We start from the raw sequence: 16,039 nt of genomic DNA on the forward strand, positions 1-16,039 counted from the left end.
TCGTTCAAACGGTCTCTATTTTCTATCTTTGAAAACGTGTGATCTTTTGGCGATTAAAGATTAGCAAATTTTTCCAACAAACGGATCATTTGACAAGTGAAGCCATATTCATTGTCATACCAAGCAACGGTTTTTACGAGTTGGTAATCGCCAGCCGTTGTGACTTCTGTTTGAGTTGGATCGAAAATCGAACCTTGGGTGGTACCGATTACGTCACCGGAGACGATTTGACGATCATCGTAACCAAATGATGGATTGTCTTCAGTATGTTTCTTGATCGCTTCGTTCACTTGTTCAGCGGTCACTTTTGTTTTTAAAATGGAAACTAGTTCTGTTAATGAACCATCCACTACAGGTACTCGTTGTGCGTGACCTTGCAATTTCCCTTGAAGCTCTGGAATAACTAAGCCAATTGCTTTTGCCGCACCTGTTGAGTGAGGGATCGTGTTGTCAGCTGCTGATCGAGCTGCCCGTAAATTTCCACCTTTTACTGGTCCGTCTAATAACATTTGTGTAGAAGTATAAGCATGAACGGTAGTCATAGTCCCCACTTCGATACCAAATTCATTATTTAAGAAATAAGCCATCGGTGCTAAACAGTTTGTCGTACAAGAGCCTGCCGAAATGATTTTATCATTAGCATCTAACGTATCATCATTTACATTGTATACGATAGTTTTCATTGCACCAGCAGGAGCAGAGATCACTACACGTTTTACCCCAGCGTTCAAATGGGCTTGTGCTTTTTCTTCCGAAGTATAAAAACCAGTACATTCCAGTACGATATCGACCCCGTTTTCTTTAACCCAAGGGATTTTACTTGCATCTGGTTCAGCATAGACACGCGTTTCTTCACCATCTACTACGATTGAGTCTTCTGTTGCAGTAACTGTACCGGGATAGGTTCCATGAGTTGAATCAAATTGTAGCAACTGTGCCAACATGGTTGGGCTAGTTAAGTCATTGATTGCTACGACTTCAATATCATCAGATACTTCTTTGATTCGGCGGAAAGCTAAACGTCCAATACGTCCAAATCCGTTAATACCTACTTTTACTGTCATAATCAAAAGTTCCTCCTTTAGTGATATTGAGGGTGCAAACTTCGCATCCTTGATTAATACACTGTCATTTTCCTCCTGTTCACAAAATTTGTCAAAAAAAGATACTTACAAAAGTAAAGTGATAAAATGGTCTGAGAGATGTCAAGTACTAGGAGATCTTTGAAACAATTTCCTTAAGTAGAATAGAAAAAATGAACAAAACCTGGAAAGTTTAATTGAAACGATAGACAAAATAGCTTTTGACCGATAAAATAAATAAGACTTTTGTTTATTGTGGAAATTCAGGCAGTCAAATGAATAATAGATAATTAAAATAGGAGGACTTAAAGATGTCCATGTTTTTAGATCAAGTAACCATCGATGTGAAGGCCGGTAAAGGCGGCGACGGAATGGTCGCTTTTCGCAGAGAAAAATATGTACCTGATGGAGGACCTGCTGGTGGTGACGGCGGTCGTGGCGGTGACGTCATTTTGATTGTTGATGAAGGTTTACGTACATTAATGGATTTTCGTTTCAATCGCCATTTTAAAGCACAGCCAGGAGAAAACGGAATGAGTAAAGGGATGCACGGCCGTGGCTCAGAAGATACTTATGTGAAAGTCCCTCAAGGAACGACTGTCCGTGATGCTGAAACAGGGGCTTTGTTAGGCGATTTGATTGAAAATGGTCAAACCTTAGTCGTTGCTAAAGGCGGTCGAGGGGGACGAGGAAACATCCGCTTTGCTTCTCCACGAAACCCAGCACCAGAAATTGCAGAAAACGGCGAACCAGGTCAAGAACGCAGAATCGAATTAGAACTAAAAGTCTTGGCTGATGTTGGGCTGGTTGGCTTTCCATCTGTAGGTAAATCAACGCTGCTTTCAGTTATTTCTTCTGCTCGTCCTAAAATCGGCGCGTACCATTTCACGACATTAGTACCAAATCTTGGTATGGTAACAACTAGCGATGGACGCAGTTTTGCAGCAGCGGACCTTCCTGGATTGATTGAAGGAGCTTCTCAAGGTGTTGGCTTAGGAACGCAGTTTTTACGTCATATCGAACGTACTCGTGTTATTTTACATGTGATTGATATGAGCGGGATGGAAGGCAGAGATCCTTACGAAGACTATTTGGCGATCAACCATGAATTGTCTACTTATAATCTTCGTTTATTGGAACGACCTCAAATAATTGTAGCCAATAAAATGGACATGCCAAACGCAGAAGAAAATTTGAAAAAATTCAAAGAGCAGCTTAATAAAGAAAAAACAGATGAATTTGCAGACGATATGCCGATTTTTCCAGTTTCAGGGGTAACAAGAAAAGGCATTGATCCATTGCTGAATGCGACAGCGGATCTTCTAGAAGTAACACCAGAGTTTCCGTTATATGATGAAGAAATCGAAGAAGAAACAGTTCAATATGGATTCAATCCAGAAGGGCCAGAATTTAAAATCGATCGCGATCCTGATGCTACTTGGATCTTATCAGGAGAAAAAATTGAGAAACTATTCCAAATGACGAATTTCGATCACGATGAAACTGTTATGCGTTTTGCTCGTCAGTTGAGAGGAATGGGCGTTGACGAAGCTTTACGTGCCCGTGGAGCAAAAGATGGCGATTTAGTGAGAATTGGTGAATTTGAATTTGAGTTTGTCGAATAAGATTACGTATGCTCATGAAAAGAGCCCATGTTAACACTCAATAACAACAAAGCGTCAAACCAGAAAAATGGTTTGGCGCTTTTTTGGTTTAAGCAATGGTAGGATTTGTCTTTTGGTAAAAATTTTTAAGCTATCACCAATAGTATTCAGAAAGATTTTTTAATAGGAAAAATTTATATTTCTTATGTGTTATTTATTAAAGGGTTTTTCCTTTTGTTTTTTTAAAATAAAAGTTAGAATAAAGAAAATGAATAGAGGAGTGTTTTTATGAGCAAACGAGTGATTATTTTGAATTTCCCTGTAGAGAGTCAAGCTTACCAAGCATTTTCTGAAATCAAACGATTACACGCTTCTCGTGCCATCAAGGGTGAACAAATGGCAGTGATTAGTCATGATCCTAATGGAACGCATCAATTCAAAATAGAGGATTTTTTGGATTTTACTGGAAACAATAAATCTTCAAAAGGTGGTTTAATCGGAATGTTAGTCGGTGTCTTGGGGGGCCCACTAGGGATTCTTTTAGGCTGGTTTGCTGGCGGGATGATCGGTGCTACGCAGGATGCCAAAGAAATCCAAGATGCTCAGACAGTTTTTGATTTTGTGGGCAATAAAATTGGCGAAGGAGCAACCGGTTTGATTTTGATTGCTGAAGAAGAAGATAATCGTCCTTTGAACCAATTAGTCATGATGGATTTAGGTGGCGAAATTACTCGCTTAGATTATGAAGAGGTCGAAGAAGACGTCCACGCTGCCAAAGAAGTCGAAAAACAAACACAAGAAACGGCACGGAAATCGTGGAAAGACAAACATCCTCAATAAAGAGACGAACAGAATAAAGAAAGAGAAACGCGTGAAAAAGGCGTTTTTCTTTTTTTAGTACCAATAAAAATGCAATTATTTAGGAAGCAATACGGACTTTCGGTTGATTATCCGACACATTTCCCATAAAATTAATAGTGAGTTTAAAGAAAGTCAGGTAGATTATGGAATTACAATTTTTAGGAACTGGTGCAGGGGTACCTGCCAAACATCGAAACGTTACCAGTATTGCATTAAAACTTTTGGATGAAAGAAATGAAGTCTGGTTATTTGACTGTGGTGAAGGAACGCAAATGCAAATCTTACGTACCAACATTCGTCCAAGAAAGATTGAAAAGATATTTATTACTCACTTACATGGTGACCATATCTTTGGGTTGCCAGGCTTGTTAAGCAGTCGTTCATTCCAAGGGGGAGATACGCCCCTGGAAATCTACGGACCAAAAGGAATCGAAACATTTGTCAAAACTTCGTTAGCTGTTTCGCAAACACGTTTAGGCTATCCGTTGAAATTCATCGAGTTAGTTGAAGATCAGCCGATTTTTCAAGATCAGCATTTTTCTGTCTATACTAAAAAATTAGATCATGGAATTGCCAGCTATGGCTTTCGGGTTGTGGAACATGACCATAAAGGAGAGCTTCAAGTTGAAAAATTACAAGAATTGAATATTCCGGCTGGACCAATATATGGAAAGTTGAAAAAAGGAGAATCTGTTCAATTACCTGATGGAAGGGTTGTGGACGGGAAGCAGTTTGTGGGACCAGACAAAAAAGGGCGGATCTTTACGATTTTAGGTGATACGAGGAAGACAGCAAATTCAATCGTATTAGCCCAAGACTGTGATGTTTTGGTTCATGAAAGTACGTTTAACAAAAATGAAGCCAAGTTGGCAAAGAACTACTTCCATTCGACGACTTATCAAGCGGCTGAAGTAGCTAAAGAAGCAGCAGCGAAAAGTTTGTTATTAACCCATATCAGTGCGCGCTATTTAGGAAAAGCTGCGCAAGAGCTAGAAGAAGAGGCACGTGAGGTCTTTGCAAATACAAGGATCATGAAAGATTTTGATACTGTCGATATTCCATTTCGTGAGGAGGAAAAGAATGAATTTAGAAAATAAAGTTGTCTTAGTTACCGGTAGTTCTGGTGGATTGGGCGCTCAAATCTGTTATGAAGCTGCAAAAAAAGGTGCTATCGTCATTGCTTGTGCTCGACGCAGCCAATTGATTGATGAGGTTAAAGCAGAATGTCAGAGATTAAGCGGAAAGGAAGCCTATGCTTTTCCAGTAGATGTGAGTGATCCTGACAGCGTCGATCGGCTCTATGAACAAGTGATGCAAACAGTCGGACGTGTAGATGTGTTAGTCAATAATGCCGGCTTTGGCATTTTTGAAGATTTTTTAACTTTCGATTTAGGAAAAGCTTACGATATGTTTGAAGTAAATGTACTAGGTATGATGGTCTTAACCCAAAAATTTGCGATTGATATGGCTGAAAGAAGGCAAGGACATATCATCAATATCGCTTCAATGGCTGGGAAAATGGCGACGGCGAAATCAACGATCTATTCAGCAACAAAATTTGCTGTCTTAGGCTTTTCTAATGCCTTACGATTAGAATTAAGACCACTTGGAGTGGCAGTCACTACGGTGAATCCAGGACCGGTTGCTACTGAATTTTTTGATAAAGCTGATCCTACCGGCAGTTATTTAGAAAAAGTTAGTCAACTTGTTTTAGAACCGGAGAAACTAGCAAAAACAATTGTACGAACAATGGAACATCCAAAGCGTGAAGTGAATCGTCCTGTCCTTCTTGAAATAGCGGCTAAATTTTACACTCTCTTTCCGACTATTGGCGACTACCTCGCAAGTGGGATTTTTAATAAAAAGTAGGTGAAAGAGTATGAAAAAACAAAGTAGTGTGATTATTGGATTTTTGCTTGTCTTGATCATTGTCGTATTTGCTGTATTAAACAACAGAAATGTTCCTGTTAACTTTGGGATTGCTTCATTTTCTGCACCATTGATTTTAGTTATCATTGGTTCGGCGATTATTGGTGCATTGATTGTTTTTGTTACTGCATCAACCACTTTATGGCAACAGAAAAAACAAATCAAACAATTAAAGCAGGAACTATCAGATTATCAAGAAAATCTTGATAAAAAAATTGCTGAAGCAAAGGAAGAACAACAACGAACATTCCGAAATGAACGAGCAGAATTAGAAGCTGCTTATCAGGCAGAATTACAAGCAACGAAAAAACAACTACAACAAGCACAGTCGTCAACATCTGATACGCAGAAAATTTCAGCAAAGCAAAGCTATAATTATTTTGACTAAAGTTTCATGAACGAGACCAAAATAAAAGATGGCAGGAACCATTGTCATATTTGGCTGAGAAGTTAAAGGCTGAGTTTCGGGTTTGTCAAATGGTCTTCAAAAAGTGAGTAACGACTTTTTGAAGACCATTTTAATGTGTTTGTGGCTATCTTTCTTCTTTTTTTTAAACTTTTCGTTTGCTATAATAACTAGGTTAGGGGTGAGCAAGTGAGACAAGCAAATTATGATTGGCAATTAAGTGAATCAGAACCGACTGAAATGTTTCTTCAAAGTATAAAGCAAGAGAATCTATCGCCTTTTATTGGCAAATTACTTTGGCAACGAGGCTATCGTGATGTAGAGAAAGTAAAAGAATTTTTGAATCCCAAACATCAAGAATTGCATGATCCTTACTTAATGCATGACATGGATAAAGCCATCAGTCGAATCCAAGAAGCGGTGATCAATGGTGAAAAAATAGTCGTTTATGGTGACTACGATGCAGATGGGATTACAAGTACGACAGTGATGAAAGAAACATTGGAGCTACTCGGCGCCAATGTCGAAACATTTTTACCCAATCGTTTTATCCATGGCTATGGACCAAACAAAGCCGTTTATCAAGAAAAAATTGATGCAGGTGCGCAATTGATCATTACAGTGGACAATGGTGTAGCTGGTCACGATGCCGTAGCTTATGCGCAACAAGCAGGTGTTGATGTAATCATCACAGATCACCATGAAATGCCCAGTGAATTACCTGAAGCCTACGCTATCGTGCATCCACGACATCCACAAGGGAATTATCCGTTTCCTGATCTAGCAGGTGTCGGAGTAGCTTTTAAAGTGGCAACAGCATTATTAGAAGAACCTCCTGCTGAATTTTTAGATTTAGTGGCGATTGGAACGATTGCAGACTTGGTATCAATGACAGGCGAAAATCGCACACTTGTTGCTTTAGGGTTAGATACGATCAAAGAAACCGAACGGATCGGTTTACAAGCTTTATTTAATGAAAGTGGCGTCTCCATGAAAGAAGCAGATGAAACGACCATCGGCTTTTCAATTGCCCCTCGGCTCAACGCGATTGGCCGAATGGGTGATCCTAATCCAGCTGTCGAGATGCTAGCTACCTTTGATGAGGAAGCGGCACTCACGTATGCCAAAAAACTCAACACGATCAATGAAGAAAGAAAAGCAGTCGTTGAAAAAATTACCCAAGAAGCATTGGAAATGATTGATGAAACGAATCAGATCCACCTTCTTGCCCATCCTGGGTGGCATGAGGGAGTGTTGGGGATCGTAGCTGGTAAGCTGATGAATGCCACTGGTAAACCGACGATCGTCTTAACGATCAAAGAAGATGGTACAGCGAAAGGATCTGGCCGAAGTGTCGAAGCCCTGAATCTATATGAAATGTTAGATGCGATGCGTGACTTATTTACTTTCTTTGGAGGACACCATGCTGCTGTAGGGTTAACGATGCCTAGTGATAATCTTCAAGAATTACAAAAACGAATGAATCAGTATGTTTCCGAACAAAAAATAGATTTGACAAAAGGCGCAGCTCTACCGATCGACGAAGTCCTTACACCCAAAGATGTAACCATTGAATTGCTTAATGAATTAAAGTTACTTGCGCCATATGGTACAGACAATGCGGTACCTCACTTTCTGTTTCGCCAAATCTTGGCTGAAAATGTGAAAAGAATTGGTACGAGTCAGCAACATTTGAAGTTAACATTGATGGAAGAAGCTAGTCCGTTAGATGCGGTAGCATTTGGTTTTGGCGACCAAGAAGCTGAGCTGTTAAATAATCCAGTGGATATCGTTGGGAAATTAGCTATCAATGAATGGAACGGTCGGAAAAAACCGCAATTGCTGGTATCAGACTTTGTTGTTGATGGATTTCAAATTTTTGATTGGCGTTCAAAGAGATACCGTCAGTTAACGAAGGTTGATCCACAAACATTGTATCTTGCGTTTGATCGCTCTTCTTTAAAAGAAATCTCTGGACTGGCTACAGACAATGTCCACGTGTTCGAAAGTGTGGAACATATCAAGCAGTTGATCCACGATAATTCATATCATTCCTTGCTGGTAGTTGATTGTCCAAATGATTTAGAAATATTAAAAGAAATCCTTGCCTTTGGTTCTTTCGATCGAATGTACTTATTAGGGATTTCTTATGAAGAAGCTTATTTGAATGGAGTTGGATCAAGAGAACAATATGCCAAATTGTTCAAACTAATCCATACACAAGAAAAAATAGATATTCGCTATAAATTAGGCTCAATTGCTCAATATCTAAAAATACCACAAAAATTATTAATTTTTATGATTCAGGTGTTTTTTGAATTGAAATTTGTTACAATAGAAGATGGCGTTTTGCAAAAGATCGCTAATCCCAAAAGTCATCCGTTGACTGATAGCGTGCGTTATCAGCAACGAATAAAAAAAATCAAAGTAGAGGAATTCTTATTGTTAAGTGATATTCCCTCTATTAAAAAAAGGTTAACAACCTAGGAGGAGACAAATGGTGGATTTAAAAAAATATATTGCAAGTATTCCTGATTATCCAGCAAAAGGAATTATTTTTCGTGACATCTCGCCCCTTATGGCTGATGGAGATGCCTACAGAGAAGCAACGAAACAGATCGTAGATTATGCGAAAGAAAAAAGAATCGATATGGTTGTAGGACCAGAAGCGCGAGGATTCATCGTTGGCTGTCCTGTAGCTTACGAATTAGGAGTTGGATTTGCGCCTGTACGTAAAAAAGGGAAGTTGCCTCGTGAAACGATCGAAGTAACTTACGGACTGGAATACGGTACAGATACATTGACACTCCATAAAGATGCGATCCAACCTGGACAAAGAGTTTTGATTTGTGATGACCTATTAGCTACAGGGGGAACGATCAAAGCAACCATCGAATTAGTAGAAAAATTGGGCGGTGTCGTTGTTGGCTGTGCTTTCTTGATCGAACTAATGGACTTAGATGGTCGTGAAAAAATCGAAGGATATGATATGATCACCTTGATGGAATATTAAACGATTTTTTGCTTAATAAACATTAAAAATAAATGTAAAAAGAAGTGGGACGTTAATCAGATTTTTTCTGACTAATTGTCCCACTCTCTTTTTTGTCAAGCAATCCCAAGTACGCTTGCTCACTATTTTTAGTTTGTGCAGGTGTATTTTTAAAAGTAGTCAATTGTTTTTTGATGGGGGGAACAATCGACTACTTTTTTGTGCATGAGCCGTTTTCTGACTCTTACATATGTGTTTTTTTTTATTTCGTTATTCAGGATTCTTTATGGGTCAAGATCAAGAGTGTCTCGATCGATAATAGGAGTCTGGATAAAAAGTGTCATCATGAATCCGACGCCGTTCAGACTGACGGTATTTCTTTTCATCCCACAACATAAACCATAAAGCAAACAACGGAACAAAGATCAACAATGCTGTACGCATACCAAAATTACCAATAATAATGCCTAAAAATAATACCATTAATACTAAGCCAAGACGTCTCATTGATTTCATGATTTCTCACCTCATTATTTTATGCGAACAAAAGTTCGTATAATTAGTATACGAACTTTTGTTCGTTTTGTAAAGAGGAAAGAACAAAAAAGATCGAAATCTATGTGTGTAATACTCAGAATTTTTTTAAACCAGCACGGGTCATTTGCTTATTCACCGTATTCAAAGTAGTTAGCGGTATTTGATCTAAATCATGCCACAGATCATGGTAGGTAAATGACGATTGTAGTGGTACCAAATGAAAAAAATCGAAATGGAAATACGACAAAGATCGACAAAAAAGTAGGAAATCGGTGCATTTTATTTAAGGAGTGAGGAAAGCACAAGAGAAAAAAATCAGGCCGTTTATGGACACTTAATCACCGTTTATCCATCTTAATGCCCATTAAAGAACCCGAGACACTTTGCCCCGGGTTTTTCAGTCTTTATTGATAGATATAGCAGTTACTGCAAATAAATGAGTATGCGAGTAAGACCTTCACTTAAGTCTAGTCAAAAAAATCGTCTTTAATAGATATGACTGCGGTAGAGCCCAACGACTCGACCTAAAATAGAGACTTGATCTAAAATGATCGGTTCAAGAAGATCGTTTTCCGGTTGTAAACGAAAATGATTTTTTTCTTTATAGAATCGTTTACAAGTCGCTTCATCTTCTGCGGTCATTGCAATCACGATATCCCCGTTTTGGGCAGTTTCTTGTTTACGGACAATTACATTATCTCCGTCTAAAATCCCTGCATTGATCATACTTTCTCCGCGGATCGTCAACATGAACAAGCTTCCATCTTCAGAAGAAAGGTTAGGAGGGATCGGAAAGAAATCGGACGCATCTTCAACTGCTAAAATCGGTTCACCTGCAGTGACCACACCAAGCACTGGAATCGTGGAAGGTTTTACCCCTATTTTGGCTAATCCTTGTTTTGTTAATTCGATTGCACGTGGTTTCGTAGGGTCACGTTGAATAAATCCTTTTTTTTCCAATCGTGCAAGATGACCGTGAACTGTGGAGGTAGAAGAAAGCTGAACCGCTTCTCCGATCTCCCGAACAGTTGGTGGGTAGCCTTTTTGGGAAACTTGCTCGTGGATATATCGTAAGACTTCGATTTGTCTGGTTTCGGTTTGTCGGGCCACAGAGTACACCTTCTTTCAATTAATAATTAAATAGTACCACATAAAACTACTTCTTTCAAACAAATGTTCGTATTTAAAATATTTTATACTAGTTGTTTTTTTCGTGATTTTTATATAATATGAAGTAGAGTAAAAAGGAGGACTTGCTATGTTATCACCGGAAAAAATTACCCGCATCAACGAACTGGCCCAAAAAAAGAAAACAGAAGGCTTAACAGCTGACGAAGAAAAAGAACAATTGGCGTTAAGAGAAGAGTATCTGTCTGCTTTTCGTTCTGGGATGCGACACCATATCGAAGGGATGAAAATCGTTGATCCAGAAGGTAACGATGTCACTCCAGAAAAATTGAAAGAAATCCAACGTGAAAAAGGCTTACATCGTCGAGGAAATAAGTTTCAGTAATAATTACTAAAAAACATTGCTTTTTCTAGACGTATCTAATAAAATTAGTAAGTAAGAAATAAAGGTAAAAAAAACCTAAATTAATAGGAGGGGTTATTTTGTTCGACAAAATCGACCAACTTGGCGTTAACACGATCCGTACATTAAGTATTGAAGCAGTTCAAAAGGCAAATTCTGGACACCCAGGGTTACCAATGGGGGCAGCCCCAATGGCATATGCACTCTGGACGAAACATTTGAAAGTGAACCCAACGACTTCAAAAAATTGGGTTGACCGTGACCGTTTTGTCTTATCCGCAGGACATGGTTCGGCAATGTTATACAGCTTACTACATTTATCAGGTTATCAAGTCACAATCGATGACTTAAAACAATTCCGTCAATGGGATTCAAAAACACCTGGACATCCAGAGGTCAATCATACTGACGGAGTAGAAGCAACAACTGGACCGTTAGGACAAGGAATCGCTATGGCTGTAGGTATGGCAATGGCAGAAGCTCACTTGGCAGCAACCTATAACAGAGAAAACTTCAAAGTGGTAGATCACTATACTTATTCTCTTTGTGGCGACGGCGACTTGATGGAAGGCGTTTCGCAAGAAGCAAGTTCAATGGCTGCTCACATGAAATTAGGTAAATTGATCGTATTGTATGATTCAAATGATATTTCATTAGATGGTCCTACTTCAAAAGCTTTCACTGAAAATGTAGGAGCTCGTTATGAAGCTTATGGCTGGCAACATATTTTGGTTAAAGATGGAAATGATTTAGAAGCCATCAATCAAGCGATCGAAGAAGCAAAAGCTGAAACTGAAAAACCAACATTGATCGAAGTCAAAACAGTGATCGGCTACGGAGCTCCTAAAGAAGGAACTTCTGCTGTCCATGGGGCACCAATTGGCGATGATGGAATTAAAATGGCTAAAGGAGTGTATGGTTGGGAGTATCCTGATTTCACAGTTCCAGAAGAAGTAGCTGAAAGATTCCACCAAACAATGGTTGAAGAAGGGCAAAAAGCTGAAAATGAATGGAAAGAAATGTTTGAAAACTATAAACATGCTTATCCAGAATTAGCTCAACAATTTGAAGATGCGTTTGCTGGAAAACTTCCAGCTGACTGGGATGCTGAATTACCTTCTTATGAAGTAGGCGAAAGTCAAGCTAGCCGGGTTTCAAGCAAAGAAGTGATTCAAGAGTTATCAAAAGCAATCCCAAGTTTCTGGGGCGGATCAGCGGACTTATCAGGTTCGAATAATACGATGGTCACTGCGGACAAAGACTTTACTCCAGAACATTATGAAGGTCGTAATATTTGGTTTGGCGTTCGTGAGTTTGCGATGGCAGCTGCGATGAACGGTATCCAGCTTCATGGCGGAACTCGTATCTATGGCGGCACATTCTTTGTTTTCGTTGATTACTTACGTCCAGCAGTCCGTTTAGCAGCTATTCAAAATACACCGGTCATCTACGTGTTGACACATGATTCAGTGGCGGTTGGTGAAGATGGACCAACGCATGAGCCAATCGAACAATTAGCGTCTGTAAGATGTATGCCAGGTGTTCACGTGATTCGTCCAGCCGATGGGAATGAAACACGCGCTGCTTGGAAAGTAGCAATGGAATCGACTGATACACCAACGATCTTGGTTTTAAGTCGTCAAAATCTTCCAGTTCTGCCATCAACGAAAGAAGTGGCAGACGAAATGGTGAAAAAAGGAGCTTATGTACTATCACCAGCTCAAGGAGAAACACCAGAAGGTATCTTGATCGCGACTGGTTCTGAAGTGGATCTAGCAGTCAAAGCACAAAAAGAATTGGCAGCAGCTGGAAAAGATGTTTCAGTCGTTTCAATGCCAAGTTTCGATTTATTTGAAAAACAATCTGCAGAATACAAAGAAAGCGTCTTACCAAAAGCCGTAACAAAACGAGTAGCTATTGAAGCAGCAGCTTCATTTGGTTGGGAACGCTATGTTGGGACAGAAGGAACAACTATCACGATCGATCATTTTGGTGCTTCTGCTCCAGGAAATAAAATTCTTGAAGAATTTGGTTTCACTGTGGAAAATGTTGTAGCAACTTTCAACCAATTATAAAATGAGTTAAAGAAGTTTTACGACAAACGTTTAAGAACATCTGAAAAAGGAGACTATTTTCAGATGTTCTTTTTTTGTAGTAGAAAATTAGAATAATGATTCGTGTTTAATATTACTTAATGTTTCTTTAACATTACGTTCGTGTTACAAAAAGAAAAATAGTAAAGATTGATTTGAGTTTCCCATAAATTAAAAGTATAATTTAATTAATTAAGATTGTTTAAAGATGGAAACTTTATCAAGAGTTTTTTATTTTTTTGAGGAGGAATTCGAATGCAAGAGCTGAAAACCCGCAGTGCCCGACACCAAAAGAATAAAAGAACCATGGTGATCAATAAAAAAGCGATTGCTCCTTTGATGGGGACAACTCTTTTAGTGGGGCCAATGATGGTTACAGCAGCACCGCAAAATGTACGAGCAGATGAGCAGGTCACACAAACGACTGCAGATCCACAAGCTTTCATCAATCAAATCGGTTGGGCAGCTTCTGAAGTGGCTGCAAACAATGATTTATATGCATCGGTCATGATTGCCCAAGCTTTATTAGAAAGTGCTTATGGCACATCTAGCCTGGCAAGTGCGCCAAACTATAATTTATTCGGAGTTAAAGGAAGTTATAGTGGTCAAGTCGTTTATATGGCTACAAAGGAATATCTTAATGGACAATGGGTCACGATGAATGAACCTTTCCGTAAATATTCTTCTTATTGGGAATCTCTGCAAGATCATGCCAACGTTTTGCGTTCAACTAGTTTTTCAACTGGAGACTATCATTATGCTGGTGTCTGGAAAAGTAATACCACGAGTTTTTATGATGCGACAGCATATCTAACTGGTCGTTATGCAACAGATCCGGGTTACGGAGCAAAATTGAACTCATTGATTAATACGTATAATTTAACCCGATTTGATACGCCTTCTTCTGGTACCACAACGACGACAAGTACTACCACAACGACTACTACGTCAACTACCTCTTCATCAAGTGGTAGCCAGACCTATAAAGTGGTTTCAGGCGATACTTTATGGGATATCGCACAGAAATTTGGTTTGTCAGTTGACGACTTAATGGCTAAAAATGGGATGACGATGTCTAACTATTCCTTATTAGTCGGACAAGAAATAAACGTTTAGTTAAATTAAGTGATAAAAACGGGAAAGGCTCTTCGCAGCTTTCCTGTTTTTTTACGTTGAAAAGGCGAATTATTCGCCAGAAGTTTCTTAGTTGTATTATCATTGAATAGAAGAAAATATTAAGGAGGAACTTAAAATGACACAAATTTATCATTCGATTACAGAATTGATTGGTCAGACACCGATCGTTAAGCTTAATCATTTGGTTCCAGAAGATTCAGCGGAAGTTTATGTGAAATTGGAATTTTTTAATCCTGGTGGTAGCGTAAAAGACCGGATTGCATTAAGTATGATTGAAAAAGCAGAACGGGATGGCCTTCTTAAGCCAGGAGACACAATCATCGAGCCGACTTCGGGAAATACAGGGATCGGATTAGCCATGGTTGGGGTAGCTAAAGGGTATAAAGTGATCATCGTGATGCCAGAAACGATGAGTATCGAACGACGCTTATTGATGAAAGGTTATGGTGCTGAATTACTGCTCACGCCAGGTAAGGATGGAATCAGTGGCTCAATCAAAGAAGCGAAACGTTTAGCAGCGGAAAATGACTACTTCTTGCCGCTTCAGTTTGAAAATCCAGCCAATCCTTCTATCCATGAGAAAACAACTGGACATGAGATTCAAGAGGCGTTTGGTGTGAATGGGTTAGATGCTTTTGTAGCAGGGATTGGCACTGGAGGAACGATTTCTGGTGCTGGTAAAGAGTTGAAGCGAGTCTATCCAGCAATTGAAATCATTGGAGTTGAACCAGCCGAATCAGCGATTTTAGAAGGGAAAGAAGCAGGACCACATAAAATTCAAGGAATTGGGACAGGGTTTGTGCCAGATACTTTGGATACGAGCGTCTATGATCGGGTAGTTTCTGTAACAGGGGATCAAGCGTTAGCCACTGCTAGAGAAGTTGGAAAAAAAGAAGGAATCTTAGTAGGCATTTCATCAGGCGCAGCGATTGCTGCTGCTTTGGCAGAGGCGAAAGTGTTAGGTAAAGGGAAAAAAGTCTTAGCGGTTGTCCCAGATAACGGAGAACGTTATTTGTCAACAGCGCTTTATCAAGAAATGTAAAGAATTCTTACCACAACATTTAGACGTAATTAAGGAGATTTTTTCCTTAATTGCGTCTTTTTTCGCAATATTATGATTAATTTGAAATTTCTTTTCATGAAAAGTAGATTTTAAAAAGTAAAAATAGTATGATAGGACGAGAATAACAACGCGGGGTGTTAAAAATGGAGAATAAACTATTAGTTGAAGAAACAATCGAAAAATTGAAAAAGGAAAATATACGGATCACACCTCAGAGGTATGCAGTTTTAGAGTATCTGATTGAACATCATTCACATCCAACTGCTGACGAAATTTATCGTGCTCTGGAAGATCGTTTTCCAAATATGAGTGTGGCAACAGTTTATAACAATTTAAGATTGTTTACTTCAATTGGCTTTGTACAAGAGATGAAATTTGGGGATTCATCTAGTCGATTCGATTTTAGTTCAAAACGTCACTATCATGTGATATGCGAAAATTGTGGAAAGATCGTCGATTTTCATTATCCTGATTTAGCGGACATCGAAATGGCAGCTGGTCGATTGACGAACTTTGAGATCAATGAGCATCGTTTGGAATTACATGGTCGCTGTCCTGAGTGTCAAAAAGAACAAGCGATTTAGTTTGCTGAAATTATTGATAAAAATATAAAAAAATAAAAAATTAGTCAGTTTGATAAACAAATCACTGACTTTTTTTTATTTTTTTCTCTTTCTTTCACAAAGGTTATAGTGTATGTTTTTGTTTTCACAAGTAAAGCGTGGAGTAATCAGCAATTGCGCAGGAGAATGAACAGAAAACAACAAGGTTGAATTTGTGAATTCACAAGCATTAAACTGTTGT

Annotated in this window: 15 protein-coding genes; 12 read left to right on the forward strand and 3 right to left on the reverse strand. The window is 38.9% G+C overall.

The annotated features are described in order from the left end of the window. Nucleotides 1-53: 53 nt before the first annotated feature. Entirely contained in the window at nucleotides 54-1,064 is a 1,011-nt protein-coding gene (gap, locus tag AB3H90_RS00455) for a type I glyceraldehyde-3-phosphate dehydrogenase (protein ID WP_010719268.1), read from the reverse strand. A 329-nt stretch (nucleotides 1,065-1,393) separates the two neighbouring features. Between gap and obgE the strand changes: the two genes are divergently transcribed. The 7 genes from obgE (at nucleotide 1,394) to AB3H90_RS00490 (ending at nucleotide 8,895) form a co-directional block, all read left to right on the forward strand. After that, nucleotides 1,394-2,707, forward strand: a complete 1,314-nt coding sequence (obgE, locus tag AB3H90_RS00460) for a GTPase ObgE (protein ID WP_010719267.1) — start codon at nucleotides 1,394-1,396, stop codon at nucleotides 2,705-2,707. A 267-nt stretch (nucleotides 2,708-2,974) separates the two neighbouring features. Next, a complete protein-coding gene (locus tag AB3H90_RS00465) occupies nucleotides 2,975-3,526 on the forward strand; it encodes a hypothetical protein (protein WP_010737501.1) in 552 nt (183 codons plus the stop codon). Between the two features lie 164 nt (nucleotides 3,527-3,690). Beyond that, nucleotides 3,691-4,644 carry a ribonuclease Z gene (gene rnz, locus AB3H90_RS00470; protein WP_368015931.1) on the forward strand — a complete coding sequence of 318 codons (954 nt, stop codon included), beginning with the start codon at nucleotides 3,691-3,693 and terminating at the stop codon, nucleotides 4,642-4,644. After that, nucleotides 4,628-5,416, forward strand: a complete 789-nt coding sequence (locus tag AB3H90_RS00475) for an SDR family oxidoreductase (protein WP_010737503.1) — start codon at nucleotides 4,628-4,630, stop codon at nucleotides 5,414-5,416. The genes rnz and AB3H90_RS00475 overlap by 17 nt, the downstream gene beginning before the upstream one ends. Before the next feature lie 10 nt (nucleotides 5,417-5,426). Then, nucleotides 5,427-5,864, forward strand: coding sequence for a lipopolysaccharide assembly LapA domain-containing protein (locus AB3H90_RS00480; RefSeq protein ID WP_010719263.1), 438 nt, complete (start codon nucleotides 5,427-5,429; stop codon nucleotides 5,862-5,864). Between the two features lie 207 nt (nucleotides 5,865-6,071). Continuing rightward, nucleotides 6,072-8,369, forward strand: coding sequence for a single-stranded-DNA-specific exonuclease RecJ (gene recJ / locus AB3H90_RS00485; protein WP_094940435.1), 2,298 nt, complete (start codon nucleotides 6,072-6,074; stop codon nucleotides 8,367-8,369). Between the two features lie 13 nt (nucleotides 8,370-8,382). Beyond that, a complete protein-coding gene (locus tag AB3H90_RS00490) occupies nucleotides 8,383-8,895 on the forward strand; it encodes an adenine phosphoribosyltransferase (protein WP_010719261.1) in 513 nt (170 codons plus the stop codon). A 276-nt stretch (nucleotides 8,896-9,171) separates the two neighbouring features. Here the strand turns inward: AB3H90_RS00490 and AB3H90_RS00495 are convergent, their stop codons facing one another. Together AB3H90_RS00495 and lexA are read right to left on the reverse strand one after the other, a co-directional pair. Then, nucleotides 9,172-9,390 carry a hypothetical protein gene (locus AB3H90_RS00495; RefSeq protein ID WP_010719260.1) on the reverse strand — a complete coding sequence of 73 codons (219 nt, stop codon included), beginning with the start codon at nucleotides 9,388-9,390 and terminating at the stop codon, nucleotides 9,172-9,174. A 507-nt stretch (nucleotides 9,391-9,897) separates the two neighbouring features. Then, nucleotides 9,898-10,521 carry a transcriptional repressor LexA gene (gene lexA / locus AB3H90_RS00500; RefSeq protein WP_010719259.1) on the reverse strand — a complete coding sequence of 208 codons (624 nt, stop codon included), beginning with the start codon at nucleotides 10,519-10,521 and terminating at the stop codon, nucleotides 9,898-9,900. Nucleotides 10,522-10,669: 148 nt separating this feature from the next. Between lexA and AB3H90_RS00505 the strand changes: the two genes are divergently transcribed. From AB3H90_RS00505 to AB3H90_RS00525, 5 genes are all read left to right on the forward strand, one after another. Then, nucleotides 10,670-10,924, forward strand: coding sequence for a DUF896 family protein (locus AB3H90_RS00505; RefSeq protein ID WP_010719258.1), 255 nt, complete (start codon nucleotides 10,670-10,672; stop codon nucleotides 10,922-10,924). 98 nt (nucleotides 10,925-11,022) lie between these two features. Then, nucleotides 11,023-13,017: a transketolase gene (tkt, locus tag AB3H90_RS00510; protein ID WP_010737506.1), complete on the forward strand. Its 1,995-nt coding sequence runs from the start codon at nucleotides 11,023-11,025 to the stop codon at nucleotides 13,015-13,017. Nucleotides 13,018-13,290: 273 nt separating this feature from the next. Next, the gene (locus tag AB3H90_RS00515) at nucleotides 13,291-14,151 is read left to right on the forward strand and encodes a glucosaminidase domain-containing protein (RefSeq protein ID WP_096710389.1); all 861 of its coding nucleotides are present in this window, start codon (nucleotides 13,291-13,293) and stop codon (nucleotides 14,149-14,151) included. A gap of 136 nt (nucleotides 14,152-14,287) precedes the next feature. Continuing rightward, the gene (gene cysK / locus AB3H90_RS00520) at nucleotides 14,288-15,214 is read left to right on the forward strand and encodes a cysteine synthase A (RefSeq protein ID WP_010719255.1); all 927 of its coding nucleotides are present in this window, start codon (nucleotides 14,288-14,290) and stop codon (nucleotides 15,212-15,214) included. Nucleotides 15,215-15,378: 164 nt separating this feature from the next. Next, entirely contained in the window at nucleotides 15,379-15,819 is a 441-nt protein-coding gene (locus AB3H90_RS00525) for a Fur family transcriptional regulator (RefSeq protein ID WP_368015932.1), read from the forward strand. Nucleotides 15,820-16,039 lie beyond the last annotated feature (220 nt).

The sequence above is a fragment of the Enterococcus sp. C63 genome (assembly GCF_040887215.1).
Taxonomy (GTDB): domain Bacteria; phylum Bacillota; class Bacilli; order Lactobacillales; family Enterococcaceae; genus Enterococcus_B; species Enterococcus_B hirae.

Excerpts from the sequence above, each read along its gene's own strand:
- AB3H90_RS00480 (WP_010719263.1), top strand. The coding sequence starts at position 5,427 with ATGAAAAAACAAAGTAGTGTGATTATTGGATTTTTGCTTGTCTTGATC.
- AB3H90_RS00495 (WP_010719260.1), bottom strand. The coding sequence starts at position 9,390 with ATGAAATCAATGAGACGTCTTGGCTTAGTATTAATGGTATTATTTTTA.
- AB3H90_RS00515 (WP_096710389.1), top strand. The coding sequence starts at position 13,291 with ATGCAAGAGCTGAAAACCCGCAGTGCCCGACACCAAAAGAATAAAAGA.
- cysK (WP_010719255.1), top strand. The coding sequence starts at position 14,288 with ATGACACAAATTTATCATTCGATTACAGAATTGATTGGTCAGACACCG.
- rnz (WP_368015931.1), top strand. The coding sequence starts at position 3,691 with ATGGAATTACAATTTTTAGGAACTGGTGCAGGGGTACCTGCCAAACAT.
- AB3H90_RS00465 (WP_010737501.1), top strand. The coding sequence starts at position 2,975 with ATGAGCAAACGAGTGATTATTTTGAATTTCCCTGTAGAGAGTCAAGCT.
- obgE (WP_010719267.1), top strand. The coding sequence starts at position 1,394 with ATGTCCATGTTTTTAGATCAAGTAACCATCGATGTGAAGGCCGGTAAA.
- AB3H90_RS00525 (WP_368015932.1), top strand. The coding sequence starts at position 15,379 with ATGGAGAATAAACTATTAGTTGAAGAAACAATCGAAAAATTGAAAAAG.
- AB3H90_RS00475 (WP_010737503.1), top strand. The coding sequence starts at position 4,628 with ATGAATTTAGAAAATAAAGTTGTCTTAGTTACCGGTAGTTCTGGTGGA.
- AB3H90_RS00505 (WP_010719258.1), top strand. The coding sequence starts at position 10,670 with ATGTTATCACCGGAAAAAATTACCCGCATCAACGAACTGGCCCAAAAA.
- gap (WP_010719268.1), bottom strand. The coding sequence starts at position 1,064 with ATGACAGTAAAAGTAGGTATTAACGGATTTGGACGTATTGGACGTTTA.